Annotated in this window: 14 protein-coding genes; 10 read left to right on the forward strand and 4 right to left on the reverse strand. The window is 43.0% G+C overall.

The features are described 5' to 3' along the window. Nucleotides 1-5: 5 nt before the first annotated feature. Entirely contained in the window at nt 6-860 is an 855-nt protein-coding gene (locus L9Q40_RS19860) for a hypothetical protein (protein ID WP_498794315.1), read from the reverse strand. A 368-nt stretch (nt 861-1,228) separates the two neighbouring features. On the opposite strand from L9Q40_RS19860, the gene L9Q40_RS19865 reads away from it, so the two are divergent. Next, nucleotides 1,229-3,334 carry a phytase gene (locus tag L9Q40_RS19865; RefSeq protein ID WP_498794316.1) on the forward strand — a complete coding sequence of 702 codons (2,106 nt, stop codon included), beginning with the start codon at nt 1,229-1,231 and terminating at the stop codon, nt 3,332-3,334. A gap of 485 nt (nt 3,335-3,819) precedes the next feature. After that, nucleotides 3,820-5,058, forward strand: coding sequence for an ISL3 family transposase (locus tag L9Q40_RS19870; RefSeq protein ID WP_498791601.1), 1,239 nt, complete (start codon nt 3,820-3,822; stop codon nt 5,056-5,058). A 31-nt stretch (nt 5,059-5,089) separates the two neighbouring features. On the opposite strand, the gene L9Q40_RS19875 is transcribed toward L9Q40_RS19870, so the two are convergent. Next, nucleotides 5,090-6,019 carry a LysR family transcriptional regulator gene (locus L9Q40_RS19875; protein WP_498794317.1) on the reverse strand — a complete coding sequence of 310 codons (930 nt, stop codon included), beginning with the start codon at nt 6,017-6,019 and terminating at the stop codon, nt 5,090-5,092. Nucleotides 6,020-6,147: 128 nt separating this feature from the next. On the opposite strand from L9Q40_RS19875, the gene L9Q40_RS19880 reads away from it, so the two are divergent. From L9Q40_RS19880 to L9Q40_RS19890, 3 genes are all read left to right on the forward strand, one after another. Next, nucleotides 6,148-7,062 carry an alpha/beta hydrolase gene (locus L9Q40_RS19880; protein WP_498794318.1) on the forward strand — a complete coding sequence of 305 codons (915 nt, stop codon included), beginning with the start codon at nt 6,148-6,150 and terminating at the stop codon, nt 7,060-7,062. 73 nt (nt 7,063-7,135) lie between these two features. Continuing rightward, nucleotides 7,136-8,074: an alpha/beta hydrolase gene (locus L9Q40_RS19885; protein ID WP_498794319.1), complete on the forward strand. Its 939-nt coding sequence runs from the start codon at nt 7,136-7,138 to the stop codon at nt 8,072-8,074. Nucleotides 8,075-8,162: 88 nt separating this feature from the next. Continuing rightward, nucleotides 8,163-8,780: a flavodoxin family protein gene (locus L9Q40_RS19890; protein ID WP_498794320.1), complete on the forward strand. Its 618-nt coding sequence runs from the start codon at nt 8,163-8,165 to the stop codon at nt 8,778-8,780. Between the two features lie 530 nt (nt 8,781-9,310). Here L9Q40_RS19890 and L9Q40_RS19895 read toward each other — a convergent pair. Together L9Q40_RS19895 and L9Q40_RS19900 are read right to left on the reverse strand one after the other, a co-directional pair. Beyond that, entirely contained in the window at nt 9,311-11,740 is a 2,430-nt protein-coding gene (locus L9Q40_RS19895; RefSeq protein ID WP_498794321.1) for an ATP-binding protein, read from the reverse strand. A gap of 36 nt (nt 11,741-11,776) precedes the next feature. Continuing rightward, complete coding sequence (locus tag L9Q40_RS19900) at nt 11,777-12,889, reverse strand: response regulator (protein ID WP_498794322.1); 1,113 nt, start codon at nt 12,887-12,889, stop codon at nt 11,777-11,779. A 528-nt stretch (nt 12,890-13,417) separates the two neighbouring features. Between L9Q40_RS19900 and L9Q40_RS19905 the strand changes: the two genes are divergently transcribed. The 5 genes from L9Q40_RS19905 to L9Q40_RS19925 all read left to right on the forward strand — a co-directional run bounded on the left by L9Q40_RS19905 (nt 13,418) and on the right by L9Q40_RS19925 (nt 19,673). Continuing rightward, nucleotides 13,418-15,055 carry a BCCT family transporter gene (locus L9Q40_RS19905; protein ID WP_498794323.1) on the forward strand — a complete coding sequence of 546 codons (1,638 nt, stop codon included), beginning with the start codon at nt 13,418-13,420 and terminating at the stop codon, nt 15,053-15,055. 539 nt (nt 15,056-15,594) lie between these two features. Further along, a complete protein-coding gene (locus L9Q40_RS19910; RefSeq protein ID WP_498794325.1) occupies nt 15,595-16,377 on the forward strand; it encodes a hypothetical protein in 783 nt (260 codons plus the stop codon). 28 nt (nt 16,378-16,405) lie between these two features. Beyond that, nucleotides 16,406-17,116 (forward strand): hypothetical protein, encoded by a 711-nt coding sequence (locus L9Q40_RS19915; protein WP_329354125.1) that lies wholly within the window; start codon nt 16,406-16,408, stop codon nt 17,114-17,116. After that, a complete protein-coding gene (locus L9Q40_RS19920; protein ID WP_020335415.1) occupies nt 17,116-18,294 on the forward strand; it encodes a hypothetical protein in 1,179 nt (392 codons plus the stop codon). The genes L9Q40_RS19915 and L9Q40_RS19920 overlap by 1 nt, the downstream gene beginning before the upstream one ends. Then, the gene (locus tag L9Q40_RS19925) at nt 18,276-19,673 is read left to right on the forward strand and encodes a hypothetical protein (RefSeq protein WP_498794326.1); all 1,398 of its coding nucleotides are present in this window, start codon (nt 18,276-18,278) and stop codon (nt 19,671-19,673) included. The genes L9Q40_RS19920 and L9Q40_RS19925 overlap by 19 nt, the downstream gene beginning before the upstream one ends. The last annotated feature ends 10 nt before the right edge of the window (nt 19,674-19,683 follow it).

Genomic DNA, 19,683 nt, shown 5'->3' on the forward strand with positions numbered 1-19,683 from the left:
TACCTTTAGGTGCTTTGTACGTGGTTAAAGGGTTTCATGGAGTCCTGAATCAGTTTTTGAGCGGACTGCGGTGTATGGGCAGGTTCATGGCTTTGGGTCAGGCTCCATTGCCAATCAAGTTCAATGAAACCGCCGGAATCCAGATAGAAGACAAAACTATTCAGTAACCCTTCTAAATGCCGGGCGAATTGTGATGCCTCACTTTCATTACAATTTTCCATCAGAATCAGATAACGGTATGCAGCGCAATGACACACTAAGTCATCACTTCGGGCCGTGATAAATAACAGTTCTGAGATTGAGATAGTTAACCTACTTACTTCATTCAGCGATAAGGAGTGAATGAGTTGGCGTTCATTGACTAAACGAATAGCTAACAGAAAAGTGGTCTCGTTATGCGTGGGGATCTGCTTGGTACGGGTTAAAGCCTGGTGCAGATGGCGAACATCAGGAAGGCGATAATGCTCAGCATGAATGGGCGTTCTTGGATTGAGCTTGCGTCGTTGAGAAATATAATTATTGATGACCAAAAGCTCTTTGCGCCATTGCCAGAAAGCATACGTCACTATGCCTAAGCCAATGAACATACATTCCATTAAGTTACCGACAATTGTATAAGACTCAAGCCTGATAAATTCGTCGATGAAATCTTGAGACAGGGATAGCAAAATACAGATAAAGCCAAACGAAAAATAGTTGGTAATCTTTCCCGGAGCTCGGGTTGAGAGGATAACGAGCACCCACACCAGTACCATGATGGTCGAAGAACCTTCGCCGATAATGTCTAGCCAGTCTAATTGAGATTGCGGTTTTACATACCCATTGACGTAGTTAAAAGCGAACAGAGCAGTGAGAGACATAACCAGTATCACTAGCCAAAATCGGTGGCAGCGGAGTCCGTAAAAGATATCGAAGAGTCGGTAATTGAATTGTGTAATTAGGTTTTTTATTTTCATTCGAGAGTGTGCAGGTCAGTAAAATACGCTTTTTAAGCGTGCAGATTGATAAAAGTCCAAAAAGCTCAGGTGACCTATCTTCCCATATCAATGTGACAAATTATTGATAGAAGCAGTAAGACATTACGTAGTGTTATTCTTAGTCCGAAAAGCTCATTAGTTTGGATTTTTGTTGTAACTCATTGATATTAAGTTATAAATGTATTTTCTGTCATAAATCTTTCACGCGTTCCACCTAGATTCTCTCCTGACTTAAATACATGGAGAGAAAAATGCGTCGTTCAATACTGAGTTCAATCATCGTTGCTGCACTGCTAAGTGGCTGTGACTTGGAAAATACCGAAACCGTTTATGTCGAAGCTCAGAGTGCTGGTGCAATAGAAGCTGAGGTGTTAACAACATCAGCAACCGCTAATACCAGTTACGACGATATCGGTGATTCAGCATACTGGATTAATAGTGACAACCGTGAAAACAGCCTATTGTTTGTCACGCTGGAAGGTGATGGACTTGCTGTCTATAACCCATCGGGCGTAGAGATAGAAAAGCTAGAAGGGCTGGAGATCACCGGGGCGGATATCCGGTACGATATCAGTGATGATAACGGTGAATCGGTTGATTTACTCGCTCTGGCACTACCCGATGACAACAGTTTTGTCTTTTATTCAATTGGTCACGAGGATGGTGTAGTTCTTGACGAGATTGGTACGCTTTCGACAGAGTATTCTGCCGAAGGAGTTTGTCTGCATAAAAATACAACCAATGGCGAGCTGTTGCTCACGGGCGTTACTGAAGACGGCGTGGCACTGCAGTACAAATTAAAGTACGAAAATGGCGAGATCAAAAGTGTTCTGACCGATGATAATGGCACACCTATCGCAGTACGTGAGCTCGATGTGGGTGGTGAGTTAAGTGCTTGTATTGTCGATGATGAAACCGCGACCTTGTACGTTGCCGAACAAGATGTTGGCGTTTGGGCTTATGGAGCGGATCCTGAAGATATTAACTCTCGACGCATGGTCGATGGTATTGAGCCTCTGGGCAGCCTGCAAGAAATAGAAGCTTTAGACCTTTTGTACATGGCTGACGGTAAGGGTTATCTGGTCGTTGGTGATGAAGGCAAAGGAATGATGCTGTATCGCCGTGATGACTGGCAACTTGCTGCCAATATCCATCTAGACGGCGTTGCTGAGATTAAATCGCTTAGCATTGCAGATGATGGTCTTTGGGTAGCGAATTCAGAAGCCGGTGAGCCGGTTTACGAGAAGCTAAGCTATGAAACGCTTAATCAAGCAAATTCGATGAGTGATACTCAAATCTCTCAGGTACTGAGCCCAGAAAACCTAAGCTCAACGGGTATTGCATTGGTTAAAGTAGTCAGTGAAACCGATCCTGTGGACGATGATGGCGATGCGGCAGATGATCCCGCATTTTGGCTCAATCAAAGCGCGCCGGAGAACAGCCTAATTATTGCGACCAATAAGCAGGGTGGTTTAATGGCTTACGACCTGAATGGTGCAGAACTTCAATATCTCAATGAAGGGGAGCCAAACAATGTCGATATTATCCAGTCTGTGACGGATACAAATGGTGGTAGCTTTGCATTAGCAGCGGCGAGCAATCGTGAATTTAATACCATCGCGCTGTACAAAATCCAAGAACCGACGGAGAGCCAGAATCCGATTGTAGCTCTGGATGTAGTAGGTGAGAACACACATCAAGAGGTGGCACAGCTCAAATCTGAACTTAACGAAGTGTATGGTTTGTGTACTTATCAATCTTCAGACGGTACGCCATATGTGTTTGTTAACGGCAAGAGCGGAGATATTGAACAGTGGCGTTTGACAGTTCAGGAAGCCGGCATTGAAGGTCGTATTGTTCGTCGACTCAAAGTCGATAGCCAACCAGAAGGCTGTGTTGTCGATGCTACAACGGCAACACTGTATGTTGGAGAAGAAGATGTTGGTGTGTGGAAGTTCTCGGCCGATGAATCTGCGGCAACTGACGGTGAGATGGTCATTGAAGTGGATGGAAAGCAACTTGTTGCTGACGCAGAAGGCATCACCATCTACAACAACGGCATAGTGAACTATTTGATTGTGTCGAGTCAGGGCAATCACACTTACGCGGTATACAACATTGATGAAGCTTATCAATACGCTGGTAGTTTCGCGTTGGTGGCGGACGACGAGAATGGTTTGGATGGAGCTAGCGAGACGGATGGGATTCACGCAGTTTCAAGCTCGGTAGGTGATCGATTCCCTAATGGATTTTTCATTGCTCAGGATGGCTTCAACGTTAATGCTGGTTATGAGTATGAAAATCAGAACTTTAAGATTGCAGACTGGAATGCAATTCAGTCTGCACTTGAAAAGTAATTTTTAACAAAATTGTATTTAACGTTTGTGCTAGCCATATTTTATGGCTAGCAATTTTTGCGTTTGGTGACGTTGTCGTTAGCACTTATTTGGTGCATCTCGTCTTTCATCATGCGCGGCTCAAAATAGATCGCTTCAATAGGCGAAATTTGTCTAGGAGATCGGTGGCGGTCCAACCGCTCACAAGCCTTTGCTCCAAAATGGCTTTTGGTAAGTTGTGGTAAACGAATTACCACAACTTACCACAAATTAATAATTTGGTGAAAAAACCATCAAAAGCATATCAGGTCGTTGTGATTACCAAGGGAGCCTGACACGAATCTGCCCCGAAATGAGCTAGGTTAATGCCACTTTGTTCAATGTACCTTCGCGCTTTCCCTATTTAAAGGGCTCTTCTCCGCTTTCATGAGTCAAACAACATCAATGAACCTATCATAATCACATGATTTATAATGCTTATTTTTATTATAAGTTTGTAGTGTATTTTGTCGTCTTTGTATTCCTCGTTGTTTTGCTTTAAAGGTCAGTGTGTCGAATCTTGTTCAATAGAAGAAGTGTCCCAATCAGTTTTCGTTCGTTGCCGTCGAGACCGAAGATATAAGGTCAAAGATCCAATCACAGGTGCAACCTGCACCGTAGACCACTATGTCAAAAGACGACTTCAGGATCTGCCTGTTAGCGGACGGCCATGCACGATAGAAGTTGAACTGGCTAAAACCAGAGATAAAGACGGAAGACGGCTAATTGAAGATACTGACTATGTCTCTAAAGGAGGTCGCTATACCGCTCGCTTTTGCAAGTTTATCAGTGGATTATGCCGCCACATGAGCATACATGCCGTGTCTCAGCATTTAGGTATTCGGTGGGAAACAGTCAAAAACATCGATAGAGAATACTTGCGTTCAAGCCTGCCAGCTTTAGAACCCGAGAAACTAAAGAACTTACTCCACATTGGCGTTGATGAAGTAGCTAGAGCTAAACGACACGATTATATGACCGTCGTTTACGACCTTGTTTCTGGTCATTTAATTTGGGTAGAACATGGACGAAAAGCAGAAGTCCTTATCTCATTTTTCGAGCAACTATCAGAGGAAACAAAGGCTGGAATTAAAGCGGTATCAATGGATATGGGGCAAGCTTACCAATCAGCGGTAAGAAAAATGTTACCTCATGCAGACATCGTTTTTGACCGATTCCATGTGATGCAAAACTACTGCATTTTAATCAGAAAAGAGAGAGCGAAAGCTTTTAGGATTGGCTCGCACGATGAGAAAAGGATGCTTAAAGGCACACTCTTCCTCCTACTGAAAAATGCACAGAAATTGGATGACAAGCAGTCTGACAGACTCGACGATTTACTTGAGAGTAACAAGACGTTGTGCGTGATTTATATGCTAAAAGAGCAGCTACAAGCGATATGGGATGAGCCTTGTTACGAGACCATGACAGCCGCTCTTGAAGCTTGGTGCCGTCTAGCAAAGTCAACTCGGATAATGTCACTAAGCAGCTTTGCAGACTCAATATTAGAAAGAAAAGTAGGTATCTGTAACTACGCAAAATACAAGCTGACCAACGCTCGGGTTGAGGCTGGCAATGTATCTATAGGGTTACTCAGACGAAGAGCCAGAGGAGTAAGAGATACAGATTATTTTAAGTTGAAGATCAGACAAACATCGGTTCCTGATACCCACTCAACTTTTTACCCAAATATCAAGCTCACCTAAGCGGAGAAGAACCTTTAAAGTAATCTGATAACTACTCTTTGGGTTTCAGAAGTTCACGCTTTTCGATTAAAAAATCCATTAACACGCGGATTTTTTTAGGCATGTTCTCTCGTGAAGGTATGTATAAATAAAACCCCGGAAACTCTTTACACCAAGGTGCTAGAACTCGAGCTAGCCTTCCTTCACTTATGTGCTTTTCCACCCACAAATCAATATGTTTCACTAAACCCACACCCTGTATAGCGGCCTTTAACATACTATAGTCATCATTAAAAATAGCATTGCCTTTAGGCTCGAAAACGACGGTGTGTTTTTCAACATCAGGAGAGGTTAGCGACCAATGGTCGATTGTTCCGCTCGAGGTAAAACGATAAGCAAGGCAATTGTGATCTTCTAAATCATCAGGAGTCTGAGGTAGTCCATTTCGCTTAAAGTATTCAGGAGAGCCCACTATTGCCGTTGTTAACGGTGGGGTAATAGGAACCGCGACCATATGTTCATCCAAGCTTATTCCTAAGCGAATGCCAGCATCAACGCCTTCTGCAACGATGTTAGAGAATCCATCATCCATGATTAACTCTAAGCGTATTTTTGGATAGAGAGTGAGGAACTCGCCAAGGTGAGGTTCAATAAGAAGCCGAGCTGCGGTTCTCGAAACGCTTATACGAATTAATCCAGAAGGTTCTAGATGGGATTCGTTCAGCTCATTAACGACTTGTTCAATGCTAGTCAACGACGGCTGCAAAATATCAAGCAGACGTTGGCCTTCTTCCGTCAACGACATGCTTCTGGTTGTTCGATTAATTAACCGAACTTGTAGCTGTTGTTCTAACGCTTTCAGGTGTTGTGATAAGGCGGCACGGGTTATCCCCATTTCTGAGGCCGCTTTAGTGAAACTGCGATGGCGAGCAATATGTGCAAACCATGTCAGTGATGAAAGTAAAGAAGGTTCTATTCGCATTTGTTAAGTATAACTAAACAGTCATGTAGGTAAAACGATATTTATCCGAAACAGTCTGTTGGCTAATATTACATCGAAGCTTAGGTCAGCCTGAGATGAACAGTTAACCTCTAACGGAGAATGTCGCTATGTCTAAAGTCACTTTCAAAAATCTAAACGGTCAAGGTATCGAGATTTCGGCGGTTATCAACTTCCCTAAAGATTTTGACGCAAGTAAACAATATGCAGCCGTTGTTGTTTCGCACCCAGGTGGCGGCGTGAAAGAGCAAACCGCAGGCTTATACGCGAGTAAACTTGCGGAAAACGGCTTAATCGCTATTGCTTTTGACCGTTCATACCAAGGAGAAAGCACGGGTCAACCTCGTCAAATGGAAAACCCTTATATAAGTACTGAAGACGTGAGTGCAGTCGTCGACTACCTAACAACTCTAGAGTACGTCGATAACGACAAAATTGGCGTGATGGGTATTTGTGCCGGTGCGGGTTACAGCGCAAACGCTGCTATTAATGACCGTCGTATTAAGGCGCTGGGTATGGTTAGCGCAGTAAATATCGGCCAAATGTTCCGTAATGGTTGGGACAATTCGGTTAACGATGCTGACGCCCTTGGTTACTTAGAGTTTGGGTCGAATGCACGTACAACTGACGCTAATGGCTCTGAATTCGCAATCATTCCTCTAGCTCCGATGCGTGAAGAAGATGCACCAAACGCAGAACTGCGAGAAGCATGGGAATATTACCACACACCACGTTGTGAACATCCAAATGCTCCGGGTTTTGCTCTAACCCGTAACTTAAACCAGATCATTACTTACGATGCGTACCACAAAGCGGAAGCATTTTTGACTCAACCAATCCTTGCTGTCGTTGGTAGTGACGCAGGCAGTAAGTGGATGAGTGATGACCTGATGGATCGAGCTGCGAGTTTAGATAAAACCTTGTATATCATTGATGGTGCAAACCATATGTCGCTTTATGATGTTGCCGAATACGTCGATGACGCAGTATCCCAACTCGCATCTTTCTTCCAACGCACTCTTTAATATTCCCCAATGAAAGGCTCAATAGCTTTGAGCCTTTCTACTCTCAAGGCTTTTTACTCTCAAGGTATGGATTATGAACATGCAAAAAATCACTTTCAGAAATGCTGATATGGCTTGGGATATGTCTGCATTAGTTTTATTCCCAGAAGGCTTTAATGAATCAAAACGCTACCCAACAATGATAAGCGTTCATCCTTTTGGTAGCTGTAAAGAACAAACATCCAGCGCTGTCTATGGTAAGGCTCTTGCTGAGTTAGGTTATGTCGTGATCGCATTTGATGCGAGCTTCCAAGGAGAATCGGGGGGATTGCCTCGTTACGTAGAAGATCCAAGTCAACGTGTTGAAGATATCAGTCGCGTTATCGACTATGCAGTGACTTTACCTTATGTCGATGAGAATAGAATTGGTGGACTAGGTATCTGCGGCGGTGGTGGTTACATCATCAATTCAGCCCTAACCGAAAAGCGCTTGAAAGCTGTCGTAGGTATTACGCCTGTCAACTTAGGCCGCTTGTTCCGTGAAGGTTTTAGTATGTACGACCCTATCGCCAACCTGGAAGCTATGGCTGCACAGCGAACAGCCGAAGCGCGTGGCTCAGAATTGCAAATCAATGAACTTCTTCCTCCAAGTGTTGAATTTGCAAAAGAAAATGGATTAACAGAACGAGACGTGTTCGAAGCTACCGAATACTATAAAACGCCACGTGGACAAACCGAAGGTGGAGCAACACGTATGTTGTTCTCACATGCACAGAAAACGCTAAGCTGGGATGCCTTTGCGTTCGCAGAAACGTTATTGACTCAGCCTGTTATGGCCGTGGTTGGTCAAAAAATAGGGGCGTTTGGTGCATATCGCGATGGACAAGAAATTTATGGTCGCTCTGTTCAATCACAAGACCGACAACTGGTTAATCTAGAAAACTGGTCTCACTATGAACTGTATGACCATCCTGAAGCAGTAAGTATGACTATGGACAAGGTTTCTGCATTCCTTGAAAAGCACCTAAAGTGATCCAATAAGTTTGAAGCGTTTTGTATGGTTACAAAGCGCTTCTTTTTTAACTCCGTAAGATTTAGTTTGAAGTGGGTAGGCCAGTAATATGACACGCTGGATAATTGTAATTGCAGTACTCGCTATTGTAGCGGTCTTCACTGTTGCTTTTGTGGTAACGCGAGTCGAAAACTCTCAGTTTTCAAAAAATAAGTTATTAACGCAAGTTGGTTCTCGTCGCGTAGCGACTCAATCTAAAGTTGCTGTAGTTGTATTTTCTCGCTCTGGAAGTACTGGTGTGCTAGCAAACCATATAGCAGATAAAAAGAATGGACATCTCTACGAGATTACAGCAGATGACTATGATCTTGGCATTCCGGGGTGGATAAGTGCGCTAAAGGATGCTCGCAACAATATTGCTGATATCAGTCCAGAAATTCTTGACCTATCAACTTATGAAACGATTTATTTAGGCTCGCCTATCTGGTTATACAGCCCAGCACCACCAATATGGCAGTTTGCTAAAAATAGCGATTTCACAGGTAAAGGTGTTGTCCTATTCAATACATTTAACAGCAAGTTTGAAGAGAGTTTCATCAGAGACTTTGAATCATTAGTTCGCTCCAAAGGCGCGGTTAGCTTTAAACATCAATATGTGAACCGTGGACGTATGGGCAATCAGATTTCAATTCGGGAAATGCTAAACAACTTTGATAAGTTGGAGTGACGCTTATTAGCGTCAAGATAGTCAGATAGCGTAAAACAACATGTCTTACCTTATCAGGAATAATCCGTTATTTACTAAATTAGCAATACCTATAACAAACTTCTGTCCAAAAACGAGTTACAGAGCCACTTTCGCTTGTGTGATCACCAAGCGATTCTGTCGTACCTTAATTACCAAGCGACTTTTTCGACTTGCACATTACTAGGGGCAGTGATGGCACTATTTTCTTGTAAGAAAGTTTCTTACTGCGCTTTGATACCTTGAATATTACTGTCACAAAAAAATCAATGTATGGCTGTATTAGGCAACATCGACGTATGGTTGTATTTAATATAACGAATTGATTTATCGAGGCTAATAGGAATTAAGGTATGACTGTATTAACAGTGAATTTGTTGTTACAACCATACCTTGAAAAAATGATCGACACCACTAGTTTTAGACACCAAGTTAAGAGCCTACAATTCACATAAAAAAGCAGGCCCGGAGTTTGACCGCAGTGCCTGCTTTTTAGTGCTAGGTAAACGTCTTTATTCGCTTGGAACCATAGTCTTTTTGTATTGACTCAACTCGACTTTTATTTGAGCCATAACGTCTAAAGCAGCATCAAAATTATAAGCTGATACAGCGTCAGACAGAACGTGACTTAGTTCAGGATTAAGCTTTTCAAAACAGGACTTATGCTTGGAGTAATAATACTCAGACTCTAAGTCGCACTCTTCAAGAAGCGCTGTCAGGTGGTTCACTTTAGACTCAAACTCCTCAACTGATTTGATATCACACTCGTGTTGAAGATGCGTGGTATCAACAAGCACAGGTTCTGGAAGCTCTGTGTACTTAGGAATTACTGATATACCGGAGTGGTCAATATCGAGTTTGATGGTAAACCAGAAATTGCTCCCTTTATCTAGCTCACTGTCGACACCAACATGACCGCCCATTAACTCTGCGAAGTGCTTAGAAATCGCAAGGCCAAGGCCAGTACCTCCGTATTTTCTGGTCGTTGAGGCGTCTGCCTGCTGGTAGCTGTCAAATACGACGGCCTGATCGTGTTCAGATAAACCAATCCCCGTATCCATGACACTAAATAGCAGGTGAATATGGTTTTCACTTCTTTGCACGACACTGACTGCGATGGTTACATCTCCTCCTTTAGAAAACTTGATGGCGTTGCTCACGTAGTTCAGGAGGATTTGCTTAATACGAAGTTGATCGCCAACGACCTGAGGAATGGACTGATCAACTTTAGTCATAAGATGAACATCGTTTTTTCTGGATTTATGCTCAACAAGGTCGTGCACATCCTGAATTGTCGCTCGGATATCGAATGGGACCTTCTCAATATCAACCTTATTTGCTTCAAGCTTAGAAAGGTCCAGAATGTCGTTAATCAGTGTCAGCAAGTGCTTGCCTGACTTATCGATTTTCAACAGGTTATCTTTTTGCTCAGATGTGAGGTCCGAATTTAACAGGATGTGAGATAACCCGAGAATCGAATTCATCGGCGTGCGGATTTCATGGCTGACATTTGAAATAAACTGGCTCTTGGCTAGGTTAGCATGTTCAGCCGATAATTTTGCCTCAGTCAGTTCGGAAGTGAGCCTATCCAACTTGCCACCCATGTTGATGATCGCGTTTGCTGTTTCGTTGAGCTCTTTTAAGCGGAAGCCTTCATGAGCTAAGTGAAAATCGCCCAGCCCGACTCGATTGACCATGCTCTGAATCTGAGTTAATGGCTTGGCAATAAATTCGCTCATCTTCTTGGACGAACGCCAGATGAGGATAAAGAACAAGGTGTAGAATGCCACTAAACCGAAGATCAGAATGTAACCAATGTTCTGGTATTTTTGTTCTAGCGCACGAGAAGTCGCGTACATTTCCTTCTCACCAACAATCATCAGTAGGCGCCATTGGGTTTCTGGTATGGTCGACCACGATAGCAGTTTATTTTCACCATTCAGTTTGAGCTGCATAAATCCATTGGTGTTATTGAGTAAACGCATGCTCAAGTCAGCGGTGTTATCACGTTTATACAGGTTAAACGCGTCAGGCTTAAAAATCTCTTTCGTGATTGCTTGCTGGTAGCTGTGCTCAGTGAGTTCTTTCAAGCCAAAATCGTGTTCGCCTTGTGGTGGCAAAGCCATAATTGTGCCGTTACTGCTCGCTAAAATAGCGTAGCCGCCCCAAGGAATGGCAAGATTTTGAATGCTCTCTATAATGTCACTGACTTTGATATCAAGCCCGACAACCCCTTCGAGAAAACCTTGGTTGTAGACCGGAGCGATAGCCGATGCCATCCAGCCGTGACCCGCAGGATCAATGTAAACATCTGTCCAAACTGTCTTTTTGTCAGGATTGTTTTCAGCGTTCGCCAGATAGTAAAAATTGTAATTCGGGATCTCCATTTTAGCAGGATACTGATCGATGGTAGAAAACCATGGGTAAATTCGGTTGTATGAATCCCAGGAATTAAAATAAATCGACGCAACTAATTCGCTGTTATTTTCGATTTGTTTCATAAGTGGATCGAGGTGAGCAAGTCTATACACCTTCTCCCAATCTTTCTCCGCGGTTAGGCCAGAGTAGAAAGAAGCTGAGCCCCCTAAATCTTGTTTAGAATACAAGACACCCTCTTCGCTCACCGCAAGGTTAGATTTTTCTGAGCGGTCAACGGTGTCTGTTTCTGATAAAACACGTTCGGTTTCGTTTTGGTATATGGTTGTTAAGCTTTCTATTGAGAGCAGTTTTTCTCGAATGATTGCCGCTTCTCTATCAGATGAAATTTTCAATTCTTCATTTACTTGTGTGTAAATGTATTCCATGTTGTCGGTACTGATAAAGTGATTACTTATTAGGTAAACGGCGATAAGAACCGATTCCACCAGAATAAGTGGGATGATTCCGGTTTTGACCATTGAACGCCACACCCACGATTGTGTGGTGATTTTCTTGTCTTTCATGTTTGTCCCAGAAACGGCTATAAGTACTTGTCTTATCTAGTTAGTGTATTCTTGAGCGATGGCATCGAGTTCATCTGTAATTTCAGCGAAGGCATCGATGATAGTAGGGTCAAATTGAGTGCCTTTGCCCGACAAAATGATGTTTACTGCATCTAAATGAGTAAAAGCAGGCTTATAAACTCGCTTGCTGATCAGTGCATCATAGACGTCGGCTATCGCCATGAGTCTGGCTGACAACGGAATTTGCTCTCCGGCAAGACCTAATGGGTATCCTTGACCATCCCAGCGCTCATGATGCGAGTAGGCGATCTCTTTTGCGACAGTCAAAAATTTCATTGGCTGATCGCTTACTTTCTCTGCGTTTTTAATCGCTTCATAACCGATGGTGGTGTGAGTTTTCATCACCTGAAACTCATCGTGTGTTAGCGGGCCTTCTTTCAATAAGATAATGTCTGGAATACCTATTTTCCCGATGTCGTGAAGGGGGGCTGATTTATATAATAAATCAATAAACTCATCGTTTAGTTCTGATACATAACGTGTGCTTTTTCGCAATTGTTCCGCTAACCGTTTTATGTAGGCTTGGGTACGTTTGATGTGGTTACCCGTTTCGTTATCACGGGTTTCAGCCAACGATACCATGGCATAAAATGCAACATCTTGAATAGCGTGAAGCTCTTCTTTTTGGCGCAGAGCTTCGGCGGTTCGTCTCTCGACTTCTTGCTCTAGCACTTGATTCTTGTCTTTTAAAATATCGGAAGCCACTTTGAGAGACACATGAGTGTTAACACGTGCTTTAACGATCTCTGGGTTAATCGGTTTGGTTATGTAGTCAACGGCACCCAGTTTTAGCCCTTTATGCTCATCGACTCTTTCAGCTTTCGCAGTGAGGAATATGATTGGGATATCACTGGTTGCAGGGTTTGATTTTAGTTTCTCACATACCTGATAACCGTCTATTTCCGGCATCATAATGTCGAGCAAGATCAAATCGGGGTTAGCGGTTTCTGCAAGTGCAAGTCCTCGCTCACCGCTGTTTGCACCTTTTACTTTGTAATCATCTTTAAGTAATTGGTACATCAACGTGAGGTTCTCAGGGATATCGTCGATAACCAACACCGTTGGCTTGGATGAAGAAAAATCGAACATCCGTTCTCCTTTTGGCAGCAATACGGCAAATTGCCAATTAGTGCTTAATATTTGTGTCAATAATCACTTAATGATCTTGCACTATTATTTTTTATATTAGTTGCACCTAAAATATCACAAGTCGTTGTTACATATAGTGATGGCCTTCAACTTATAGTGATCTCTATTCCAAATTTGATTGGGGTTTTTGATATGAATTCGGCGTCCAATAATGCTGCTGAGGATAAGTCACGTATAGGTTATCGACTTCATAAATCGTCATATTTGAAATGTATAAAAGAGAGCTTTTATACTCTCGTTTAGACACGTTACTTAAAGCACTTTGTTACTGAAATACGTCACATTTTTGCTTTGCGTGCTTGCATTTAGGTGTCTAACACATGCCGTTTATTTTCGACTTTTTCAGTTGGTTTGAACGCATTCGAGATGTTTTCATTTATTAAGACTTATACTTATGGCTAATAAGTAGTTGTTAATTGATCCATACCTTTCACCTATTTAGGTTGTGTAAAGATAAAGGAACATTCAATGAGTAAAGATAATGGTGGTATTCCTAAACACAGCGGAAAAGCCAACCCTATAGATACCGATTATCAAGTCGGTCAGGACAACGTCGTATTATCCGTTGGACCTTTTGGTTTAGATATTCATAACCGAGTGTTTGCGGTCTCTGGGTTAGCAATTGTGATATTCGTATTTGCTACCTTAATTTTCAGGGAACAAGTAGAGCCGATTTTTGTCCATATGCGATCCTGGCTAACCTCTAGCCTTGATTGGTTTTTCATCCTTTCCGGTAACATATTTGTTTTAGTTTGTATCGGTTTGGCTATTTCTCCACTGGGTAAAGTTAGGATAGGCGGGACGGAGGCTTTACCTGACTATAGTTACGCTGGCTGGCTGGCAATGCTGTTTGCCGCAGGTATGGGTATCGGGCTGGTATTCTTTGGTGTATCGGAGCCAATGTCTCACTTCAGTTCTTCGCTCGCAGGGCCTGTGCTTGAAAATGGAGTCCGAACAGATTGGGCACCTCTCGGCGGCGCTTTAGGTGATATCGAAGCAGCTCAGTCATTGGGTATGGCTGCAACGATTTATCACTGGGCTTTGCATCCATGGGCCATTTACGCCTTGCTGGCATTGGGTCTCGCCATATTCTCGTATAACAAAGGTCTACCGCTAACGATGCGTTCGGTTTTTTACCCGGTTTTCGGTGAACGTATTTGGGGCTGGCCAGGGCACATTATTGATATTCTTGCCGTAGTAGCGACAGTATTTGGTCTTGCTACTTCATTGGGTTATGGTGCTTCTCAAGCAGCAACAGGTTTGAATTTTCTGTTTGGCGTCCCGCTAACAGACACGACACAAATTGTCCTGATTATTGTTATCACCGCATTTGCGTTGATATCCGTACTTGCGGGATTGGACGGTGGTGTTAAACGACTTTCCGAAATTAACATGGTATTGGCGGCATTATTGTTGTTCTTTATTGTTATTGTTGGGCCAACCTTGTTTATCTTGACTGGTTTTTTCGACAACATTTTTTCGTATATGGAAAACTTCCCAGCATTGTCGATGCCATTTAATCGCGAAGACGTTAACTACTCTCAAGGTTGGACTTCATTCTACTGGGCTTGGTGGATTTCATGGTCGCCATTTGTTGGTATGTTTATCGCACGTGTATCGCGCGGACGTACCGTTCGTGAATTTATTTTCTGCGTACTCATTGTCCCTTCAACAGTCTGTGTTTTCTGGATGACGGCCTTTGGTGGAACAGCAATTAGCCAATTTGTAAATGATGGTTATGAAGCCGTTAAAGATGCCGAGCTTCCGTTGAAGTTGTTTGAGATGCTGGAAGTTATGCCTTTATCAAGCATTACCTCTTTTGTAGGTATCATTCTGGTTGTGGTGTTCTTCATTACATCATCGGACTCGGGTTCGTTGGTTATCGATACTATTGCAGCTGGTGGTAAAGTCGATGCACCGACACCACAGCGCGTATTTTGGTGTACGTTTGAAGGCTTAGTGGCGATTGCATTATTGTTGGGAGGGGGATTAGCCGCTGCGCAAGCGATGGCAGTGACGACAGGTTTCCCATTCACAATTGTCTTATTAATCGCCACATTCTCTCTGATATTAGGGTTAATGAATGAGCCAAGAGCCCAAAAGTAAGGGCACATTCATCCATTAAGCAAGGGGCGTATCCGCGAGGATACGCCCCTTTTCGTTGTTAAGAGGCCATTTAATCAGGCTCTCATCAAATTACTTTTGTCTGTTTTTCAATCACTTAATGTTGATCGAAGTCACACATATTGAATTTATGCATTATTAATAAATGTGTTACTAATTCATTGTTATGAATATTAGTAACTTAGAAGAAGTCTTATTATTGAGTCATGAGTTAAAATAATTACCTTTCTGTGTAAGGTTTCTGTCATATCTGCATTTAGTGGAACTGATATCACATTTATTGTTTGTTTGAATAATAATTCAAAAATAGTGACTTATTGTTTGAATGTTGTTCACTTGAATAAAAAGGCGTGGTTTCATATCTTGCTGAGCTCATTATCAAGTTAACGAATTAGGCTTAGAGTTTGTTCCGCTGTTTTCTTATTGTTTTTAGCCTCTTAGTTGGGGTTGGCTGTGCTAACGCACAGTCTTCAGATCGTTTTATCTATGTTTTAGGAACAGGAGAAACGATAGATAAGGCTGTGATTGATGCAAAAAAACAATTAGCACTGAATATTTATAGCAAAATAGAAGTTCGTGAAAAGAGTCTATTCACCAAAATCGACAATCAAGTATCGAGTTCATTTGAGCAAGAATCTTCACTTCGTTCACTTCCAATAGAAATTTCAAACCTCGAACTGGTTACCTCTGAGTGCCAGAACAACCTGTGTGAATACCGTTTTAAAATTGATCGCCTGGCGTGGTCGGAAAAACTCACACGCGAGTTAAACAACAGCTTTGAACTAGCTGAACTAAAGCTTGAGAATTTGGGTAATCGTTGGGTTGATTTCAAAAGATTTTCACAGGCAAACGATATCGTTGCGAAAAGTAACATTAATATGAAGCTTTTGAGCTCTCTTAGTGCGAAAGATGCAAAGGACTTAAGCGCCCGGCATCACCGTGTTCAGCAACAATTAGAACGCTCTGCGCACCAATTTTCGATCTCATTCCGTTCTTCATCAGACGCATTTGCTGGCCAATTACTGAGTTTACTGTCGAACAATGCCATTGCTAGCCCTCAAGGCGCGATTTCGATTTTCATAAAGACTTCTGCTCGAAATGGCAGAGTTGGGGGCAATTTTGTTGTACGACAAAACGTACAGCTAAAAATCTTTGATGCAGCAGCACCCGGAGTGATGGTTGCTCAAAAATTGGTGACGGAATTAGGTGAGTCACCAAAAAGCTTGGCAGCAGCAACGAATGACGCTAGGCAAAAACTAATTAAAAAACTGACAAGTGAGTCTATCTATTCAATTTTTGATTGAAAGAATTAACACAATTAAAGGATAAAAAATGTTTAAGAAAACAGCAGTGGCTACTCTATTCGTTTCTGTGCTTGCAGGATGTTCTTCAATTCCAGGTATGGAATCAGCAACCGTAGATCGTAACGAAATGAGCACTCAACTAACAAAAACGTGTGCTGAGTTAGGTTCTGACTACACCCCAGTCTCTGTTGCCGTCGATCAAGTGTCAAAAATCATGGTGTCAATTCAAGAGCGCCAATGTTCTGTTTTCCAAGACTACCGTACGCTTGCAGACAAACACGCTGATGTTGCAGGTTTCCTAGCAATTAATGCAGACAAATCTGATGAAGACTTGCTAGTTGCAATGAATGCGTTTGATGAAGGTAAAACAAAAAACAAAAAGATCCGTCCTCAGGTTGAAGCTTACAAATCAGCATCAGACTCAATCTTTGATAAAAACGTTGAACTAGCTAAAGATATCGCTATTGAGTCTGGTAAAATTGCTTACATTGCATCTCAAAACCCTAAATTACTTCTTGTAGAAACAACGGGTGGTGTTTTGAAGAGCATTCCTCTTTTTGGATCATCTGATGATGAAAACGCAGAAGAAGAGGTTGCGCCTATCGTTGCTGCATACAACGAACTAAAAGCGCGTTCAGTACTGGCTTACGACGCTAACGAAATGATTTCTCTGGATCAAAATACAATCGATCAACTAGAGAACTTGGACAACGTTGTCGCGGAGCAAGTGAAGTCATAATGAAATATTCAAAGATCGCAACGTTGGTCGCTGCTGGTCTTGTGCTTGCTGGGTGTAATAGTACACCCAGTCAGCAGACTTACGCAGTAGAAAGCAACGCTGGCAACTCGTCACTTATCATTGGTAAATCCGCTTTTGATTTTGAAGACAGCGATATTGAAGTGCCAGCGTACTTTAATACCCAAGGGCTTCAATTTTGTTCTTATGAAGCCAACGAAAAGGATACTCGTTGTCCTCTAGCCAAAAAGACCATTCGCCTTTACTTCGGAGATGTGAAAACGGATGTGAGTGAAAGCTTGCAAGGAAAGTCTGCGGATGTATTTAACTCTATGCACAGCAGTATTGGCCAGTTTGAGACCAAAGCACTTGAAAATACTCTTGAAACTCAGTTTGCAGGTGTAAACCGTTTCCGCATCCTTACCCGTGATACCAAATCAGTAAACGCGGCGTTAGAAGAAATTCTAGCGGATGAGGGTGCTGCCAATGTTGCTCAAAAGATGAGTAGTCGTGAGAAGCTTTCTACCGATTACATCATGAAAGTAGATGTACTCAAAACTGGTGACATGCTGTTTGGCTCGACGCAATCTCTGTTCCAAACGTCAATGGAAATGACGACAGGCGTTATCGACCCGTATACGCGTGAAAAACTCAGCTACCCAAATATCGGTAAAATTCGTGTTTCGAACTTCGATGTGCGTGACAAGAAGAGTTTTACCACCGTTATTGCCAATGGGGACTACTACCGCGGCTTTAACTACACCAGCAGTAAAGATGTTGACTCTGTCATGAATGAAATGGCATCTCGTGGATTCGATATCATGCTGACCCGTCTATTGAAAGAAATGCCAGCAACCGCACAGGTTCAGGGTATCAAAGGCGATCGAATCTCGCTTGACCGTGGCCAAAATGCGGGTGTTTTACCAAATGAAACCATGGTGGTCTTTGAGTACAGCGCAGGGTTCGTAGAGCCGATTGGTGTTGCGACAGTCAACCCAAGCCAACAAAGCGCACAGGGAAAAATTGTGCGTTGGAAAGACAGCGATCTCGCAGACCAAGTACGTGATGAGGCTGAAAATGGTATCTACCGTCCGGATCGTCAGCGTCGAATTTTTGCGGTTAGTGTCGGCGTCCCAATGGAATTCATGAAGGAACGCAGCACATGGGCACAAGAAGGCTAAGAACTGCTCTAGTCTTAGGTGGTTTGTTTTCCGCTACTCAAGTTAACGCTCTAGAACTTGATAAGAGCCAGTCGGCACTGGCTCTGATTGAGCAAGGTTGCGCCTACGGTCGTGGCTCGCTGGCTATTGAAGCGGCCAAAGCTGATGCACTTAACAATCTGCGTTTTTTCCTGAACGGTCAAGTTAGCATGTCGTTGTCAACCGATGATACCGAATTGCTAAACGATCAATTTAATCAGGCTACGCGCGACATGTTGGTTGAGGGTATTGATCAAGGGTTGATTAGTGCTGATTTCAGCCAGCCAGAGCTCATGGGTGACGATACTTGTGTTACCGCACGTGTAACCCCTCCGAAGATAGATCCATCTTTGAACGAAGATGACATCTCTTGGGATTCTGAGCCAACGGTTTCTGTGGTAGTTGTCGGAGAAGGCATTGCAAGCAAAGCTCGCGGTTTAAGCGCGCGTGAAGTAGCGGAGCAAGATGCGTTTCGCAGGGCTATTAGTCAGGTACTTGGAGTTATGGTTAAGTCCGGCTATCTGCAGCAGTCTTACTCCAGCATGTCGGCGAACTCAACAAGTGATGACTTCGACCTCCACGATGTAGCGGTGCAGTCTCTTTCAATGCAGTCACAAGGCATGATTACTGGATGGAGTGAAATCTCCAGTCAGACGAAGCCTAATGGTGTATTCACTATCACTTTAGATGTCTCTGTTGAGCGTCAGAAAGTGCAAGCGAAAATTGCTCAACTGATTAAGAGCTTAGGCCAGCCAGCTGTTTACGTAGATGCTAACCTTCCCGTAGTACGCTCTACTTTTTCTAACTCATTGGCAAATATGGGATTTGACCTTTCATCTGCGCCCGAGTTGGCAACGGTCATCCTCAAAGTGAATGAAACCAAGAAAGTGACGCCTTCTGGTTTACAGTTGGCGTTGTCAGCGCAAATGCAGGATCGTAGTGGGAATTTGTACGGGGAGTGGCATAACGACCCAACCTTAATGACCCTGCCAAACAAAGAAGGCATGCTCAATGAGCTCGCTTCTGTTCACCTGGCTGTTGAGAAAAACAAAACTGCTTTAACACAGGCTTTGCATGGCGCTGTACAAAAAATGGCGATGCGTGGCGGTCCGGTTCGAGAACTTATCTTCACGCCAGCGGCAGCAGGAAAACAAGGGCAACTTTTCACGCTTATCAGCGCCATTAACGGAGTGTCGGATATCAAGATTGAAAGCCGCTCTGGCAGAGTTGTCGTTAAGCTTCGCTCTCTCAATAACGCCAATGATCTCGCGCAGTATATCGAACCAACTTTGCGCATCCATCAGCCTAATTACCCGTCAAAATTACGTGTCTTAAACGATTATCAAATTAACGTACTTTAGGACATTTAAA

It is taken from the genome of Allocatenococcus thiocycli (assembly GCF_921292965.1).
GTDB lineage: Bacteria > Pseudomonadota > Gammaproteobacteria > Enterobacterales > Vibrionaceae > Vibrio > Vibrio natriegens.

Bases quoted from the DNA above. Each gene is read 5' to 3' on its own strand.
- L9Q40_RS19860 (WP_498794315.1), bottom strand. From the start codon at position 860: ATGTCTCTCACTGCTCTGTTCGCTTTTAACTACGTCAATGGGTATGTA.
- L9Q40_RS19865 (WP_498794316.1), top strand. From the start codon at position 1,229: ATGCGTCGTTCAATACTGAGTTCAATCATCGTTGCTGCACTGCTAAGT.
- L9Q40_RS19875 (WP_498794317.1), bottom strand. From the start codon at position 6,019: ATGCGAATAGAACCTTCTTTACTTTCATCACTGACATGGTTTGCACAT.
- L9Q40_RS19880 (WP_498794318.1), top strand. From the start codon at position 6,148: ATGTCTAAAGTCACTTTCAAAAATCTAAACGGTCAAGGTATCGAGATT.
- L9Q40_RS19885 (WP_498794319.1), top strand. From the start codon at position 7,136: ATGAACATGCAAAAAATCACTTTCAGAAATGCTGATATGGCTTGGGAT.
- L9Q40_RS19890 (WP_498794320.1), top strand. From the start codon at position 8,163: ATGACACGCTGGATAATTGTAATTGCAGTACTCGCTATTGTAGCGGTC.
- L9Q40_RS19895 (WP_498794321.1), bottom strand. From the start codon at position 11,740: ATGAAAGACAAGAAAATCACCACACAATCGTGGGTGTGGCGTTCAATG.
- L9Q40_RS19900 (WP_498794322.1), bottom strand. From the start codon at position 12,889: ATGTTCGATTTTTCTTCATCCAAGCCAACGGTGTTGGTTATCGACGAT.
- L9Q40_RS19905 (WP_498794323.1), top strand. From the start codon at position 13,418: ATGAGTAAAGATAATGGTGGTATTCCTAAACACAGCGGAAAAGCCAAC.
- L9Q40_RS19915 (WP_329354125.1), top strand. From the start codon at position 16,406: ATGTTTAAGAAAACAGCAGTGGCTACTCTATTCGTTTCTGTGCTTGCA.
- L9Q40_RS19920 (WP_020335415.1), top strand. From the start codon at position 17,116: ATGAAATATTCAAAGATCGCAACGTTGGTCGCTGCTGGTCTTGTGCTT.
- L9Q40_RS19925 (WP_498794326.1), top strand. From the start codon at position 18,276: ATGGGCACAAGAAGGCTAAGAACTGCTCTAGTCTTAGGTGGTTTGTTT.